The organism is Pseudomonas sp. MG-9, assembly GCF_018729515.1.
Classification (GTDB): domain Bacteria; phylum Pseudomonadota; class Gammaproteobacteria; order Pseudomonadales; family Pseudomonadaceae; genus Aquipseudomonas; species Aquipseudomonas serboccidentalis.
On the sequence record NZ_JAHHZH010000007.1, the window covers coordinates 359,194 to 374,415 of the forward strand.

Annotated in this window: 16 protein-coding genes; 6 read left to right on the forward strand and 10 right to left on the reverse strand. The window is 58.8% G+C overall.

The genetic code is table 11. The features are described 5' to 3' along the window. Positions 1-24: 24 nt before the first annotated feature. From flgE to KKQ10_RS20310, 6 genes are all read right to left on the reverse strand, one after another. Entirely contained in the window at positions 25-1,341 is a 1,317-nt protein-coding gene (gene flgE, locus KKQ10_RS20285; RefSeq protein ID WP_215502105.1) for a flagellar hook protein FlgE, read from the reverse strand. Positions 1,342-1,371: 30 nt separating this feature from the next. Continuing rightward, on the reverse strand, positions 1,372-2,097 hold the full coding sequence (gene flgD / locus KKQ10_RS20290) for a flagellar hook assembly protein FlgD (protein ID WP_215502106.1): 726 nt from the start codon (positions 2,095-2,097) through the stop codon (positions 1,372-1,374). Between the two features lie 15 nt (positions 2,098-2,112). Continuing rightward, positions 2,113-2,556 carry a flagellar basal body rod protein FlgC gene (gene flgC / locus KKQ10_RS20295; RefSeq protein WP_003227217.1) on the reverse strand — a complete coding sequence of 148 codons (444 nt, stop codon included), beginning with the start codon at positions 2,554-2,556 and terminating at the stop codon, positions 2,113-2,115. Positions 2,557-2,559: 3 nt separating this feature from the next. Beyond that, entirely contained in the window at positions 2,560-2,967 is a 408-nt protein-coding gene (gene flgB / locus KKQ10_RS20300; RefSeq protein ID WP_007917581.1) for a flagellar basal body rod protein FlgB, read from the reverse strand. Positions 2,968-3,292: 325 nt separating this feature from the next. Continuing rightward, positions 3,293-4,120: a protein-glutamate O-methyltransferase CheR gene (cheR, locus tag KKQ10_RS20305; protein WP_007963053.1), complete on the reverse strand. Its 828-nt coding sequence runs from the start codon at positions 4,118-4,120 to the stop codon at positions 3,293-3,295. A 46-nt stretch (positions 4,121-4,166) separates the two neighbouring features. Continuing rightward, positions 4,167-5,099, reverse strand: a complete 933-nt coding sequence (locus tag KKQ10_RS20310; protein ID WP_041074300.1) for a chemotaxis protein CheV — start codon at positions 5,097-5,099, stop codon at positions 4,167-4,169. Positions 5,100-5,181: 82 nt separating this feature from the next. Here KKQ10_RS20310 and flgA point away from each other — a divergent pair, with 82 nt between their 5' ends. The 4 genes from flgA (at position 5,182) to KKQ10_RS20330 (ending at position 7,785) form a co-directional block, all read left to right on the forward strand. Beyond that, positions 5,182-5,943: a flagellar basal body P-ring formation chaperone FlgA gene (gene flgA, locus KKQ10_RS20315; protein ID WP_127651386.1), complete on the forward strand. Its 762-nt coding sequence runs from the start codon at positions 5,182-5,184 to the stop codon at positions 5,941-5,943. A 160-nt stretch (positions 5,944-6,103) separates the two neighbouring features. Beyond that, a complete protein-coding gene (gene flgM / locus KKQ10_RS20320; RefSeq protein ID WP_064588763.1) occupies positions 6,104-6,430 on the forward strand; it encodes a flagellar biosynthesis anti-sigma factor FlgM in 327 nt (108 codons plus the stop codon). 48 nt (positions 6,431-6,478) lie between these two features. Next, the gene (locus tag KKQ10_RS20325; RefSeq protein ID WP_127651385.1) at positions 6,479-6,946 is read left to right on the forward strand and encodes a flagella synthesis protein FlgN; all 468 of its coding nucleotides are present in this window, start codon (positions 6,479-6,481) and stop codon (positions 6,944-6,946) included. 92 nt (positions 6,947-7,038) lie between these two features. Beyond that, entirely contained in the window at positions 7,039-7,785 is a 747-nt protein-coding gene (locus tag KKQ10_RS20330; protein ID WP_215502107.1) for a flagellar brake protein, read from the forward strand. Positions 7,786-7,936: 151 nt separating this feature from the next. Here the strand turns inward: KKQ10_RS20330 and KKQ10_RS20335 are convergent, their stop codons facing one another. The 4 genes from KKQ10_RS20335 to KKQ10_RS20350 form a co-directional block, all read right to left on the reverse strand. Further along, a complete protein-coding gene (locus KKQ10_RS20335; protein ID WP_215502108.1) occupies positions 7,937-9,313 on the reverse strand; it encodes an MFS transporter in 1,377 nt (458 codons plus the stop codon). A 69-nt stretch (positions 9,314-9,382) separates the two neighbouring features. Further along, complete coding sequence (locus KKQ10_RS20340; RefSeq protein WP_215502118.1) at positions 9,383-10,624, reverse strand: glutamine synthetase family protein; 1,242 nt, start codon at positions 10,622-10,624, stop codon at positions 9,383-9,385. Positions 10,625-10,935: 311 nt separating this feature from the next. Continuing rightward, positions 10,936-11,628: a sensor histidine kinase gene (locus KKQ10_RS20345; protein WP_215502109.1), complete on the reverse strand. Its 693-nt coding sequence runs from the start codon at positions 11,626-11,628 to the stop codon at positions 10,936-10,938. Continuing rightward, complete coding sequence (locus KKQ10_RS20350) at positions 11,625-13,229, reverse strand: tetratricopeptide repeat-containing response regulator (RefSeq protein WP_127651380.1); 1,605 nt, start codon at positions 13,227-13,229, stop codon at positions 11,625-11,627. Before KKQ10_RS20350 ends, KKQ10_RS20345 begins: the two co-directional genes overlap by 4 nt. A gap of 210 nt (positions 13,230-13,439) precedes the next feature. On the opposite strand from KKQ10_RS20350, the gene KKQ10_RS20355 reads away from it, so the two are divergent. Together KKQ10_RS20355 and KKQ10_RS20360 are read left to right on the forward strand one after the other, a co-directional pair. Next, positions 13,440-14,801, forward strand: a complete 1,362-nt coding sequence (locus KKQ10_RS20355; protein ID WP_215502110.1) for a lysozyme inhibitor LprI family protein — start codon at positions 13,440-13,442, stop codon at positions 14,799-14,801. 117 nt (positions 14,802-14,918) lie between these two features. Further along, positions 14,919-15,222: helix-turn-helix domain-containing protein (locus KKQ10_RS20360; RefSeq protein WP_215499517.1), on the forward strand; the 304-nt coding region annotated here is incomplete at its 3' end.

A 15,222-nucleotide genomic window follows, 5' to 3' on the forward strand; every position in this document is an offset into this window, starting at 1 on the left:
ACAGCTTTTTACAAAACATCGATATCAGGTCATCTGAATGATGGTCTGCATGATGGTGCTCTGCGTCGAAATGGTCTTGGCGTTCGCCTGATAGTTGCTCTGGCCCTTGATCAGGTCTACCAGCTCGTTGGTCAGGTTAACGTTCGATTCTTCCAGCGAGTTGGACTGGATGGAACCCAGGGTACCGGTTTGCGGAGCGTCATAACCCGGGATACCCGAAGCGAACGTTTCCTTCCAGCTCGTTCCGCCGATCGCTTGCAGGCCTTGCTCGTTAGTGAAGCTGGCCAGCGCAACCTGGCCGATGGCCTTGTTCTGGTTGTTGCTGAAGTTGGCGAACAGGGTACCGGTACCGTCGATGGTCAGGTTGGTGATCTGGCCAGTGGCATAACCGTCCTGAGTCGGGATCGAGCGGGCGGTATCCGCGTTGTACTGGGTGGTCTGAGCCATCGAAATGGTGATACCTGCCGGGTTCGCGGCCGCACCATTAGGCTTGAAGGTACCGTTGACGACGTTACCCGGGACCCAACCAGCGAGCTTCAGATCACTGCTGATCACCGGGCCAGGCAGGGTGCTGACCTGAGTCAGTTTGCCAGCGGAGTCAAAGGTCATGGTAGAAGGTGTCGGCGCAGTGACCTTCGGATCGCTACCGGTAGCGTCCGGGTTACGACCGTCCACCAGGGTGTAGACCTTCCAGGTATTCGCACCGGTCTTGACCACATACTGATCCATCGGGTGCATGTTGCCCTGGCTGTCATAGATCGGGGTACTGAAGGACTTGGTGTAGGTCGCGAGGTTGTTCGGGTCGAACTTGCCAGCGGCCACTGTGTCATCGATCACTGGAGCGGTCGAGTCCAGGTTGATAGTCGACGTCACCAGCGAGGTGGACTTTGGCGCCAGGTTCGAAGTGTCGATCTTCAGGTCGGTCAGTACGCCGTTGATGACCTTGCCGTTGGCATCCACACCGTAGCCTTGCAGACGCGAGGTGTAGTCGGTGTTGGTGATGTAACCTTTATCGTCGACCTTGAACGTACCGGCCCGGGTGTAGGAGATCGAGCCGTTGTTGCTCATGGTGAAGAAACCCGAGCCGTTGATGCCCATGTCCAGCACGTTGCCGGTGTTGTTGATGTCACCCTGGGTGAACTGCTGAGAAACGTTGGCCAGACGTACACCGTTACCGATGACCTTGCTGCCGGTACCCAGGCGAGTGGCCGAGTAGACGTCTGCGAATTCTGCACGGGACGATTTGAAACCGGCGGTCGCGACGTTGGCGATGTTGTTGCCGGTCACGTCCAGTTGTTTGTTGGCTGCATAGAGACCGCTAAGGCCGATATTGAAAGACATATTCCACTCCTTTGTGCCGGTTAGTCGGCTCTATATACCAATGGTTTGTACTTTGGACAGGGCGACGGTGCCCTTGCCGGACAGGTTGAGCATCAGCTCGCCACCGGTCTGGCTGATGGTCACGCTGTTGACCGTGGCCGGCAGGTAGGTTGCCAGGTCGGTCGAGGTGCCATTGATCGATGCGTTGGCTTTGACGGTATAGGTACCGGCCTTCACCAGGTTGCCGTCCTTGTCCTTGCCGTCCCAGGTGAAGCTCGCGCTGCCTGCGGCGCGACTGCCCAGATCGATGGTGCGAACGACCGTGCCGCTGCTGTCGGTAATGCTGACGGTGCCACCGGCAATCGACGACGGAACGGTGGCCGAACCGGTCATGCCCTTGCTCGGGTCGTCCATCTGAACGCTGTTGGTCTGCACGATCACGTTGCGACCCACCAGCGACGACGCCTGCAGTGCCTGCGACGAGTTGTAGTTGCCGGCCAGCGAGCTGACGGTGCTGTTGAGGGTGGTGATGCCCTCAAGGCTGCTGAACTGCGCCAACTGCGCAACGAAGGCGCTGTTGTCCTGCGGATCGAGCGGGTTCTGGTTCTTCAGCTGGGTCACCAGCAATTGCAGGAACGCGTCCTTGCCCAGTGCCTGGCCGCCGGTGGCGCTGTTGGTCGCCGAAGCAATGCCACCGGTGGTCGAACTGGTCTTTTTCGACGAGTTCGCCAGGATGTCATTCATGCTCAGGCTGCTGGTGGTATCGGTAACGCTCATGGCAGTCGCCCCTTATTACTGACCGAGGGTCAGTACCTTCTGCATCATGGTTTTGGCGGTGTTCATCATTTCGGCGTTGGTCTGGAACGACCGGCTCGCGGAAATCATGTCAGCCATTTCTTCCACCACGTTGACGTTCGGGTAGTAGACGTAGCCCTTGGCGTCGGCCGCCGGATGGTTCGGCTCGTAACGCGCTTCGAGGTTGCTCTGGTCTTCGACCACACCGAGCACCTGCACGCCCTGCCCGGCTGCGTCCTGGCTCTGGAACAGCGAGTTGCTGCCGCTGTTCTGGCCGCCCTGGAACATGGTGGCGAATACCGGGTGACGGGCGCGGTAGGTCTGGTCGATGCTCGACGAGACGGTTTCGGCGTTGGCGATGTTCGAAGCCACGGTGTTCAGACGCGTGGTTTGTGCGCTCATGCCGCTGCCGGCAATGTTGAAAACGCTGGACAGGGACATGGATTACTCTCCGCGCAGGGCTGACACCAGCCCTTTGAATTTGCTGTTGAGCAGGGTGAAGCTGGCCTGGAAGCCGACCGCGTTTTCCGCGTAATTCGACTGCTCAAGCTGGGCGTCCACGGTGTTCTGGTCGATCGAAGGCTGCATCGGCGTGCGATACATCAGCGACTCGTCGCCATTGCCCAGGCCTTCAGCTTCGATGTGACGGCTGTTGGTCATGTTCAGGGCGATGGTGCCGTTGGCGTTCTTCTGGGTCTGTGCCTCAAGCACTTTGGAGAAGTCCAGATCCCGAGCCTTGTAGTTCGGGGTATCGGCGTTGGCGATGTTGTTGGCCAGCACTTCGGCACGCTGGGCGCGGAAGCCCAATGCCTTTTCGTGAATGCCGAGCGCTTTATCGAAGCTGATGCTCATGTCGGGAACCTTCGGGTGACCGGTTTTTCGTACCTGAGCTTTAGCAAGCCCCGTGCCAAACAGAAAAACCCCCGTAAACCGGGGCTTTGCGAGAAGTCGGCAACGCGGCAATGCCAGAAAAGCGGCAACCGGTTTCCGCTGGCTGCCGCTTTTCTGCCGCTTCGTCCTGTTAACACCTCCCCCTGCAGGAGCTGCCGAAGGCTGCGATCTTTTGATCTTGATCTTGAAAAACAAAATCAAAAGATCGCAGCCTTCGGCAGCTCCTACGTGAAGCATGCGGCAAAAAAAAGGAGCCCCTGAGGGCTCCCTTCTTTTGCCACATGCTTCACTTGGCCTGGTAAATGATCCCCGGGCTGCACTGGACCATCTGGTAATGATCCGGCAAACCGTTCAGCGCTTCGGAGGCGCCCAGGAACAGATACCCGCCCGGCTTCAGCGTGCTGTGAATGCGCAACAGGATGTCCTTCTTCACCTCGGCGGAGAAGTAGATCAGTACGTTGCGGCAGAACACGATGTCGAACTTGCCCAGGCTCGCGTAGCTGTCGAGCAGGTTGAACGAACGGAATTCCACCCGGTTCTTGATCGGCGCCTTGATCACCCAGCGCCCCGGCCCTTTCGGGTCGAAGTAACGCTGCAGACGGTCGGCGGACAAACCGCGACCGATCGCCAGGCTGTCGTACTCGCCGGTCTTGCAGTTGGTCAGCATGCTGCCGGACAAGTCCGTGGCAACGATCTGCACGCCCATCTTCAACTGGCCGAGATTGCTGCGCTCGAACTCATCGATCGACATCGACAGCGAATACGGTTCCTGACCCGACGAGCACGCCGCCGACCAGATCCGCAGACGCTGGTTGGGACTGGCCTTGATCGCCTCGGGCAGCACCTTGTTCTTCAAGACCTCAAACGGATAGGTGTCACGAAACCACAGGGTTTCGTTGGTCGTCATGGCATCGACCACCTGCTCGCGCAAACCGCTGCGCGGCTGGGTCTGGATGCGCTGTACCAGCTCACCCAGGGACTTGATGCCTTGCTGCTCCATCAGTTTGTTGAGACGGCTCGAGACCAGGTACTGCTTGTTTTCACCGAGCAAAATGCCACAGGCTTTTTCCAGGAAGACCCGGAACTGTTCGAAATCCAAATTACCCGTAGACAATGATGCCGCCTCTTAAATCGTGTTGACCGCCAGGGACAGAAGGTCCCTAGCTGATATCTGCTGCTTTGATCCGGTCGACTACCCGGGATGCCAGGTCATCAGGACGGAATTTGGCCAGGAAGTCATCGGCACCGACTTTCTTGACCATCGCCTGATTGAAGACCCCCGACAACGAAGTATGCAGGATGATATGAAGTTTTTGCATGCGCGGGTCGCTGCGGATCTCCGCCGTCAGGGTGTACCCGTCCATCTCCGGCATCTCGATGTCGGAAATCATCATCAGGAACTCTTCTTCCGGCTTCTTGCCCTCATCGACCAGCTTGCGCAGGTAATCCAGCGCCTGCTTGCCATCGTTCAGCGCCACCACTTCGACACCGACCGTCTGCAGGCAACGCGTGACCTGCTTGCGCGCCACCGACGAGTCATCGACCGTCAGCACCCGCAGCGACAACGCCTTGCTCTGGGTCTCGACATCGACCACACCGACCGAAATCGCCTCCGGTGTCGGCGCGACTTCCGCCAGCACCTTCTCGACATCGATGATTTCGACCAACTGATTGTCGACCCGAGTCACAGCGGTCAGGTAGTGGTCGCGCCCCGTGCCCTTGGGCGGCGGATGAATCTCTTCCCAGTTCATGTTGACGATGCGCTCCACCGAGCGGACCAGGAAACCCTGGGTCTTGGTGTTGTACTCCGTGATGATCACGAACGGACTGTTCTTGTCTTTCAACGCCCCGGAGCCGGTCGCCATTGCCAGATCAAGGATCGGAATGGTCGCCCCCCGAATATTCGCCACCCCGCACACGACAGGACTGGACTTGGGCATCAACGTCAGCGACGGGCACTGCAGCACTTCCCGTACCTTGAACACGTTGATTCCGTAGAGCTGCTGACCGTCGAGACGGAACAACAACAGCTCCAGGCGATTCTGCCCTACCAGTTGCGTGCGCTGGTTCACCGAATCCATTACACCAGCCATGCCCAGACTCCTACACCAACGCCAAGTGTTGTTGCGACGCACATTCATTGCTAAACGGCACGGCGCTTGCTTTTTAACTCGTATGAACGCTCAAACGACATTTTTTCGACGCCTGACCTCCCGCACCCGCAAAGCGCTGTGCGCGACGTCCGCCGTCTGCTTGTTTTTCGCTGGCAGCCCTGCCGGTGCCGATACGGTTACCTTGCCTGACATGCTTATCGGCGTCACTCAGGGCTTTCTTGAGTTCACCGTAGAAGACTATCTGGCTACCAGTCAAACGGAAGGCCGCTACGAAATCGAGGTCAACCAGCTCGACCCACGTATGCGCATGCCTATGTGCGACAAGGAATTGACAGCGTCGCTGGAGAGCCCGGCACGTCCGCTGGGCCGGGTAACGGTCAAGGTCCGGTGCGAGGGAAGCTCGCCGTGGACGGTGTTCGTGCCCGCTCAAGTCCGCCTGTTTCGCGAGATTGTCACCACCACCCGGCCCCTCAAACGCGCCGGGATTATCGGGCCGCAGGACGTGACCCTGCGTGAACGCGACGTCAGCCAGATCAATCAGGGCTTCCTGACGTCGGTGGATGACGCCATCGGGCAGAAATTAACCCGACCAACGGTCGCCGATCAGGTCATTACCCTGGTGCATCTGGAACAGGCGGAAGTGGTGCGCAAGGGTGATCAGGTGGTCATCATCGCCCGCAGCGGTACGCTCGCCGTGCGTATGCCCGGTGAAGCCCTGGCCAATGGCGGTCTGAAAGAACAGATTCGGGTGAAAAACCTCAATTCCAACCGGGTCATCAAGGCGCAAGTCGTTGCGCCGGGCCAAGTGGAAGTGGCCATGTAAAACGCTCACGCAGAAAACTGGCGCGCGCCCCGACGCTTCCCTAAACTGTGCCGCAGCAGGACACGCTTCGGCACATGCAGCTCATTGCAAAGTGAGCCTAAAGTTTTTCAGGGAATGGCCGAAAACATGGCAAGCGTCCAAATTCCCAGAGGTTTTTAACATGGTCATCGATTTCAGCCGTTTGAACAGCTCCTCGTCACTTACGGGCAGTACACGTACCAGCAACGCCAAGGAAACCGCCGAAACCGGCACCTCCGCGCCGCTGAATACCCCGGCCGAAACGGCCAGTACCGCAAAAAGCGGGGAATCGGTACACCTCAGCAATGAGGCTCAACAGTTGCAGAAGGTCACTGACAAGCTGCGCGATCAGCCTGCCGTCGACAAAGCCCGCGTGGCCGAGTTGAAAGCAGCGATTGCCGATGGCAGCTACAAAGTCGACAGCAACCGTGTAGCCAGCAAACTGCTCAACTTCGAAGCCCAGCGCTAGGCTTTTGCCGGCGCCAGGCTTTTGGACGCTTAGAACCCAAGGCCAGCCATGCACGACACTAATTTATTGCAACTGATCACCGACGACTTTGCTCCAGCTCAACAATTGCTGGAGTTACTGCAAACCGAGTCCCTCGCCTTGCACGGTCGCGACATGCCTCTGCTGGAAGATATTCTGGCGCGCAAACAGGCATTGATCATTCTGCTTGAACAGCATGGCCGCAAGCGCAGCGAAATCCTTGCCAGCCTCAACCTGCCGCTCGACCGTCAGGGCCTGGAGCAACTGGCCAGCCACTCGAGCATTGGCGACCAGTTGCTGTCGCAGAGCGATGTGCTGACCGACCTGATTGCCCAGTGCCAGGCGGCCAACGTCAAAAACGGTCAGTCGATCCAGATTCAGCAGGCCGCCACGGCCAATCAGCTGAAAATCCTCACCGGGGGCGAGCCTCCAGCGCTGTATGACGCCTCCGGCACGTTCGCCAAACCTACCAAGCCGCGTACGCTCAGCCAGGCGTGAGCCATTCGATGTGCCTGCACTATCAACCCGCGAAACATGCTGGCAAAATGCTGGCTAGTCGTAGTCAAATTTTGTCTGGAGATTGAGAAAACGTGCCAAACGCCCTAAGCGCGGATGATAGTCCGCAGCCACCAAAGGTGCTGACCACGCCCCTGGAAATCTCCAGCAACCTGCGCCAGCTGCAAGAAAGCCACGATCCGCTGATCATCACCTTCCATGAACGCAGCCAGCGCTTCCAGAGCTACCTGATCAAGGTCGACCGTGAAACCGCGACCATCGCCCTGGACGAAATGATCCCGCGCGATGGCGAACGTTTTCTGCTGGCGGGCGAGCCGTTCAAGGTCGAAGGTTTCCACGAAGGCGTGCGCATCGCCTGGGAATGCACTGGCACGTTGAACATTGAAGAATCCGAGAGCGATCGCTTCTACACCGGCGAGCTGCCGACCGAAGTGGTTTACCACCAGCGCCGCAACGCCTTCCGCGCTGCGTTGAAGCTGACCGATCTGGTCAGCGTCGAACTCGGCGGCGAAAAGCTCAAGGCACCGATCAACGGCAAACTGCTGGATATTTCCGCCACCGGTTGCAAGCTGCGCTTTGAAGGCGACATCACTGATCGCCTGCAGCTGGGCCAGGTCTATGACCGCCTGATCGCCCCCCCGCTGTTCGGCAATCAGCCGACCTCGGTCGAACTGCGTTATCTGCATTTCGAAGAAAAGCTCAACATCACCTTCGCCGGTCTGCGCTTCCACAACATCAGTGGTCAGGCTGCGCGCAACGTCGAGCGCTTCGTCTATCAGCTGCAACGTGAAGCACGTCGCTTCGACAAAGACGATCTCTGAGTCGAACGCGCAAAAAAAAGGGCAGTCCTTGGCGGGACTGCCCTTTTTTATTGGCAAATAATCTGGCAGCGGTGAGTCCCTTGTGGCGAGGAAGCTTGCTCCCTCGCCACAGTTACAGCGTCACTGCTTGAATAGCTTTATCGTCACCGATTCAGGGTCTGGCACCACTGATGTCCGGTGTTGGTTTATCGTCCTCATCAGCGGGATCAGTTTCCGCCGGCGCTTCGGGCTGCTCTTCGGATTCTGGCTCCGGCTCCGGCGTGACCGTGGTCTGCATCTGCTCCTGCACCACCTGCTCATCGACACGCGGGTCGAGGGCGGCCACCAGCGGCGAGCTGGACATGCTGTCGGGCATTGCCACGTGGTGCAGCGGCGCGTCGTCGACCTGGTGCAGATTGGTCACCGCTTTCGGACGGATGCGCCACACCAGCACCAGCGCAAAGAAGCTGAAGAACGCGTACAGACTCTGGCTGCCGAACAGCTTCATCAGCACACCCGCCAGCAGCGGCCCGATACTGGCGCCGACACCGTAGGTCACCAGCAGCATCGCCGTCAGCGACACCCGGCGATCGCCTTCGACGTGGTCGTTGGAGAACGCGACCGCCAGCGGATACAGGCAGAACTGCACCAGCGAACAGAGGAAGCCGACCACGAACAGCACTTCCAGCGGCACCTGCGGCAGGATCGCCAACGGCAATGCCGCCACCGCCAGGAACCCGGCAAAGCAGCGGATCAGCAGCGCCCGATCATAACGGTCGGACAACCAGCCCAACGGCCACTGCACCAGCAACCCGGCAAAAATACAGCTACCCATGAACAGACCGACCTGCTCGGTCGACAGCCCCTGCTGCGAGGCATACAGCGGCGCCAGACCGTAGAACGAACCGATGATCAGACCGGCCCCCAGCACCGTGCTCAACGATTGCGGCACGCGTTTGATAAAGAAGCGCGGCTCCATCGGGGCCGGATGCAGCGGCGCCGGGTGAATCCGGCGGGTCAGCGCCACCGGCACCAGACACAGCGCGAAGCACAGCGCGACCAGCATCAGCAGTTCCAGGCCAAGGCCGGGGTGCATGACCAGAATCAGTTGACCGAGCACCAGCCCCAGGTACGAAGCGATCATGTAGCCGCTGAATACCAGGCCGCGCTGATTGGCGTCGGCCTGCTCGTTGAGCCAGCTCTCGATCACCATGTACTGGCACATCATGCCCAGACCGACGATGGTCCGCAGCACCAGCCACGCCGGCAACCAGTCGACCAGGCCGTGCCCGAGCACTGCCGCGCCAACAATCCCGGCACACGCCGAATACGCACGGATATGCCCGACCCGGGCAATCAATCGGTGACCGATCTTGCCGCCCAGCACCAGGCCGAAATAGTTGGCCGCCATCAGCGCACCAACCCACAACCCATCGACATGGTCAGCGGCCAGGCGCAAAGCCAGATAAGTAGATAAGAGGCCCGAGCCGATCAACATCATCAGCGAGGCGAAATACAGCGCTCGAAAGGATTTCCAGATTTGGCGCATCGGCGTTCCGAGCGGCTCCTTGCAGTAAGTATCGGGCTATCCAAACGATAGCCCGATGGCGACAGTTCGTCAGGCCTGGGCTGCTAGAACACGCCGTTCCCAGGGAGTGATTTCATCAAAGAAGCTGGTCAACTCCATGGTCTTCGAAGCGATGTAGCCTTCGATGAACTCCTGTCCGAACAGTTCCTTCGCCAATTGGCTACGTTTCAGACGCTCGAGAGCGGCATGCAAGGTACACGGCAGCGAAAGATTGTCCGGCACTTCGAATTCGCCTTGAATCGCTTCGGTCGGTTCCAGTTCATGCTCGATCCCATGCAAGCCAGCGGCCAGGCTCGCGGCAATCGCCAGATACGGATTGGCATCGGCACCGGGCAACCGGTTTTCCACGCGTCGAGCCACCGGCGAACTGGCCGGAATCCGCAGCCCAGCCGCACGGTTGTCGTGAGACCAGCAAGCATTGTTCGGTGACGCATACGGGTGGCACAGACGCTGATAAGAGTTCACGTTCGGCGCAAACAGCGCAGTGAAATCAGCCATGCCCGCCTGCTGCCCGCCGATGAAGTGACGGAACATCGCCGTCGGCTGACCGTTCTCGTCGTTGAACACATTCTTGCCGGTGGCGTTCTCGACGAGGCTCTGATGGATGTGCATCGAACTGCCCGGCGTGTGCGCCAGCGGCTTGGCCATGCACACTACCGTCAGGCCGTGCTTGAGCGCGACTTCCTTGAGCAGGTGCTTGAACAGGAAAGTCTGGTCGGCCAGCAACAGCGGATCACCGTGCAACAGGTTGATCTCGAACTGGCTGACGCCCATCTCATGCATAAAGGTATCGCGCGGCAGGCCGAGCGCCGCCATGCATTTATAGACTTCGTTGAAGAACGGCCGCAGACCGTTATTGGAACTGACGCTGAACGCCGATTGACCGTCTTCGCGACGTCCGTCGAGGCCGACTGGCGGACGGAACGGCTGGGTTGGATCGGTGTTCGGCGCGAAGACAAAAAATTCCAGCTCGGTCGCCACCACCGGCACCAGACCGCGCGCGGCGTAACGGGCGATGACTTTTTTGAGTTGGCCACGGGTCGACAGATTGGAGCTTTCGCCGCTCAGCTCGTCGGCATCGCAGATGGCCAGGGCCCGTGGCTCGTCGCTCCATGGCAGGGGGTGGATCATGCTCGGCTCGGCCACCAGCGCCAGGTCGCCGTCATCACTGCCGTAAAACCGCGCCGGCGGATAACCGCCCATGATGCATTGCAGCAGCACACCCCGCGCCATCTGCAAACGCCGCCCTTCGAGGAAACCCTCGGCGGTCATCACCTTGCCTCGCGGCACGCCATTCAAATCCGGCGTGACACATTCAATCTCATCAATGCCGGTCAGTCGCTGCGCGAGTGAACGCTGGCCATCGCTTGTCATGACGCAATCCCTTGTTGTTGTGCGAGCCGCGAACGGCGACCCGTACAAAATAGGCTCCGGCTGTTCGGAATATCAAGCAGCGTCAAACAAAAATCCAAACAACCTGAATACCCTCTGTAGGAGCTGCCGAAGGCTGCGATCTTTTGAACTTGAAAAACAAAGTCAAAAGATCGCAGCCTCCGGCAGCTCCTACACGGGTGCGCGTCAGATCAAGGCAGGTAGAGGCTGAAGATGCCGCCGCCCAACGGCCCGCCGTTGCGGATCTCGGTGTGCCCGACCACGCCATTGCGCTGATGCAACGCGGCAATGCGGTTGGCGAAATACAGACCCAACCCGGTGCTGCCGCTGCTGTGATTGATGCCCTGTACGTAGTCGGCCTGGCGTTCGAGCATTTCGGCCGGGTAACCGTCGCCGTCATCGTTGATGCTCAACACCAGTTGCCCGGCCTCGTCGCTGACGGTGATCAGCAGCGACTCGCGGGCATGGCGAATCGCGTTGTTGATGCAGTTGCCCAGCACTGAGGCAATCAGCTCACGATCGAAGAACCCCAGCGGGCTCAGCGGATCGACTTCATAGGTGGCGATAATCCCGCGACTGGCGAACACCTCTTGATGCGCCGCCAGTTGCGCCTCGATGAAGTCATCAAGCTCGTGATACGCCGGTTGCAGCGGCATCTGGTTGACACCGAGCTTGTACAGCCCGAGCAACTGCACCAGCATGCCGTTGAGGTGGGCGAACTCGAAGTCGATCACGCCCTGCTCCGCCCCCGTACGCTGTTCTTGAGGCAAGCGCGCCAGCCACTGGCTGTGGGCCTGCATCAGCATCGCCAGCGAGTTCTTCATGTCGTGAACGGTGGAGGCAATCACCGTGGAGAAATCCAGCGCCGGATCAAAGTGGTTCATTCGCCAAACGCCTTGCTTTTCAGCTTCTGATAACGCGCATAACGCGCGTCGGTGTCGGGCATCAGGCCGACCATTTTCAGGCAGGCCCGACATTCTTCCAGCTCCGCCGACGGCACGTTGGTGTCGGTGCCGTGCAGCAGCGACTGGGCCATGTTCAGCGCGATACTGATGTTCTTCGGTTGCATCTTCAGTGCCTTGCGGAACACCTCGCGGGCTTCCACCAGGTTGCCGGTCTTGTACACGCGCACGCCCTGCCGGTTGAGGTCGGCGGCGGCGTTGCTCGAGTTGAGAATAGTCGGGTCGTCAGTGAGCTTGGCGATGTCTTTCATCACCGCCGGATCATCGCCGTAGATCTCCGCGCAGCTCTTGAGCATCGAAGTACCCGCCTCGGCCTGTCCGAGCATCTGCAACTGCTTGGCGACCAGCAGCGCTGCCTCGGGACTCATGAACTGCTCCATGCCGTCGAGGCGCATCAGCGCTTGCTCGGTGAGCTTGTCGGCCGTCTCGGCATCGTTGAGCAGCAGACTGGTCGCCTTCATCAGGCGCGCTCGAATCTGCAGGCCCGGGTCCGTCGGGTTTTCCTTGGCCACGGCGCTGAGGGTGGTGTTGATCTCCAGCCGCGTGCGGGTGTCGAGACCGCGCTCGCTGCCTTTGCTGATCAATGCATGGGCCAGGCCGAGGTTGCTTTCCGGATCCTTGAAGCGCGACTGCGCGCCCTGCGCCACCGCCTGACGATAGGCGCGGGAGGCGGTGTCGAAATCCTCGTTGGCCATCGCCAGTTTGCCGAGCAACGCTTGCCGGCGCACCGCCAGCGGCGACAACCGAATCGCCTCCTCCAGCACCCGCTGCGCGCCTTTGGTGTCGCCCTCGGCAACCAGCACATCGGCCATGCCGTCGTACAACGCCGGCATCATCGGGAACACTTTCAGCGCTTTTTCGTAGACGCCTTTGGCCTGCGCCACTTGCCCACGCTTGAACAGCAACTTGCCCAACCCGGCAAACGCCCACGGCAGAGGCCGATCGGCAATGATGCTGTCGTAGAGGCGTTCAAGGGCTTCGTTCTGATTCATGTCGCGCAGTGCATCGGCGCGATAACGCAGGCACAGCGGCGAATAACGGATGTCCTGCTTGCACAGCGCAATGCAGGCATTGAGCACCTCGACCGGCTTACCGCGATCAAGGGCTTGCAGAATCGGTTTGAGCAATGTCTTGCGCTGCTCCAGACGCTCCAGACGCTGAGCCAGGCCGGAGCGGTTGAACGGCTTGGTCAGGTACGCATCCGGCTCATGCTCCAGGGCACTGAGCACCATCGCCTGACTGGTCTCGGCCGTCACCATGACGAATACCGCTTCATGGCTGATGAGCTTTTCCGACATCAGGTCTTCCAGCACCTGCTGGCCGTTCTTCTTGCCGTCGCCGAGATGGAAATCCTGCAGGATGAAATCGTAGGACTTCTGCGCACACATCTTCAGCGCCTGCTCGCCGGTGTCGGCGGTGTCCACATCCTTGACCCCCAGCTCGCGCAGCATCGAACGCACGGAACTGCGGAAATCCGAGAAATCATCGACGATCAGAAAACTCTTTTGGTGATACGACAGCATCGAGGATTTCCAGGCAATTGAAGTGAGGGCAATTTCAGGCGCGCAGATGATAGCTGCAGGCCAAATGCTATCAAGCGATTTCACGCGACTTTTAAGTCACCGAGTGGGTTATCGGCCACAAGTGACGTTCCCTGAAGCGGACACTTCAAGATTCCTCGTACAGCGATTACCCTGCGCACCGGCTTACCTTTCCACTACAAGGTTTATCTCGTGTACATCAAAGGACGTTACATCGTGTCCGCCTGTGCGCTGCTGTTTATCCAGCAAGCGATGGCGGCTGGAATGGATTGTGCGAAAGCTTCGAGCGCCGTCGAAAATACGATTTGTGCGAATAAAGGGTTGTATGACCTGGATGCGCAGATGGCTGCTGCATACAGCAAACTCATGAAGTCCACCTCAGATACAAAGGCCGAGCTGCAAATCGCTCAGCGCCTTTGGCTAAAGGCCCGCAACCAATGCGCTGAAGATGTCAGCTGCCTGAATCAGCGCTATCGCGAGCGACTGGAATTGTTGCAGACGCAATGGACCGATACGCTGGCATACGCACCCGACGAGATAGACAAACAGGTGATGATGGACCTGCAACAGCGCATCGAGGTGGCGAGCAAGGTTGATCCCGAATTTTCTCTGGAAAAGGCCCTTGGTGCATTCACGGTAAGCCTTGATAAAACGTCATTTGCCGGCATCCCCGATGATGATGAGCAAACGCACTTTCCCGAAACGATCCCTAATGGGGTGAGCCAGGATGAATGGAAGGCATTGATTGCGTCCAACATCACGGGAGCCGCCGACACAGGTCAAACAACTTATATCCTCACCGATCTGGATGGCGATGGACTGCGCGACCTGATCGTGGAAACTTATTCCGGTGGCACCGGGTTGTTCTGGTACACCGAAACCTGGCGCGGCACGGGCAGCCGATTCATCAGACGAGGTGCCGAAGCCGCTCCCGAAGCCAATGCCGAGACCACCCTGTTCTACACCAATGATCGCGGTGCTAACCAAGCGGTCAACTGGATCAAGGTTCGTGGAAAAATCTACGCCGCCTACCGAGACAGTGCATACGGTGTTGATAAGGTCTATCTGCTCAATCCCCTACGGATTAACCGCCAGGTCCCCACGATAACGGTGCAATACCGCTATCAACTGAACGTGCCTCGCACCCAGACGAATCAGGACAATCCGACAGCCTATGAATTGGAGCCAGCCGTGCAAAAGGCTCTCGCTAAAGGTTTGTCGCAGATAGACAAGAGCCAAACAACGAGTTCCAAACCGATCTGCCCGATCCCACCGTCAGGCCCCGGGGAAGACGACTATTACAGTTTCGGTGCAAGTTATTACGCAATTGAACCTGTCGCTGATGTTCCGGTAATCCTCGGCGACGACTGTTTTATCGCCAGACTGATCAATTGGTTTGGCAGCTACGATGAGAAAGTCGGGCTGTTTGCTCAACTGACATTGCGTAAGCCGGGATCTGAAGAGCAGGCACAAAGTTACACGGTCAATGGACGCCGCCAAATCAGCCAAGTCAGCACTTCGATAGGTAAGGCCGAGGGTGGCGCGGCAAACTAGCCAGCGGTAGACGGAACGAAAAAGCCCCGTCAGGTCATCCTGCACGGGGCTTTTTTGCGAACCTTGTCCCGTCCTGAATAAGGTTTACACCTTCTGACTTCTTTTCAGGAAGGTGCAATGGATACGGGCACGAAGCGCAGTCAGCGTGATTACACACTGGCTTTTAAATTATCGGTTGTTGACCAGGTCGAAAAAGGCGAGTTGAGTTATAAAGAGGCTCAGCGGCGCTATGGGATTCAGGGTCGGTCGACGGTGCTGGTTTGGTTACGCAAACACGGTCGCCAGGACTGGAGCCAAGGCGCCTCCATTCGCTCCCAGAGGATCAGACCTATGGACGAGCCAACCTTGCCACTGACTCCCGAGCAAAGAATCAAAGAACTCGAGGAACAACTGGCGCTGGCAACTCAGAAAGCCCAATTCT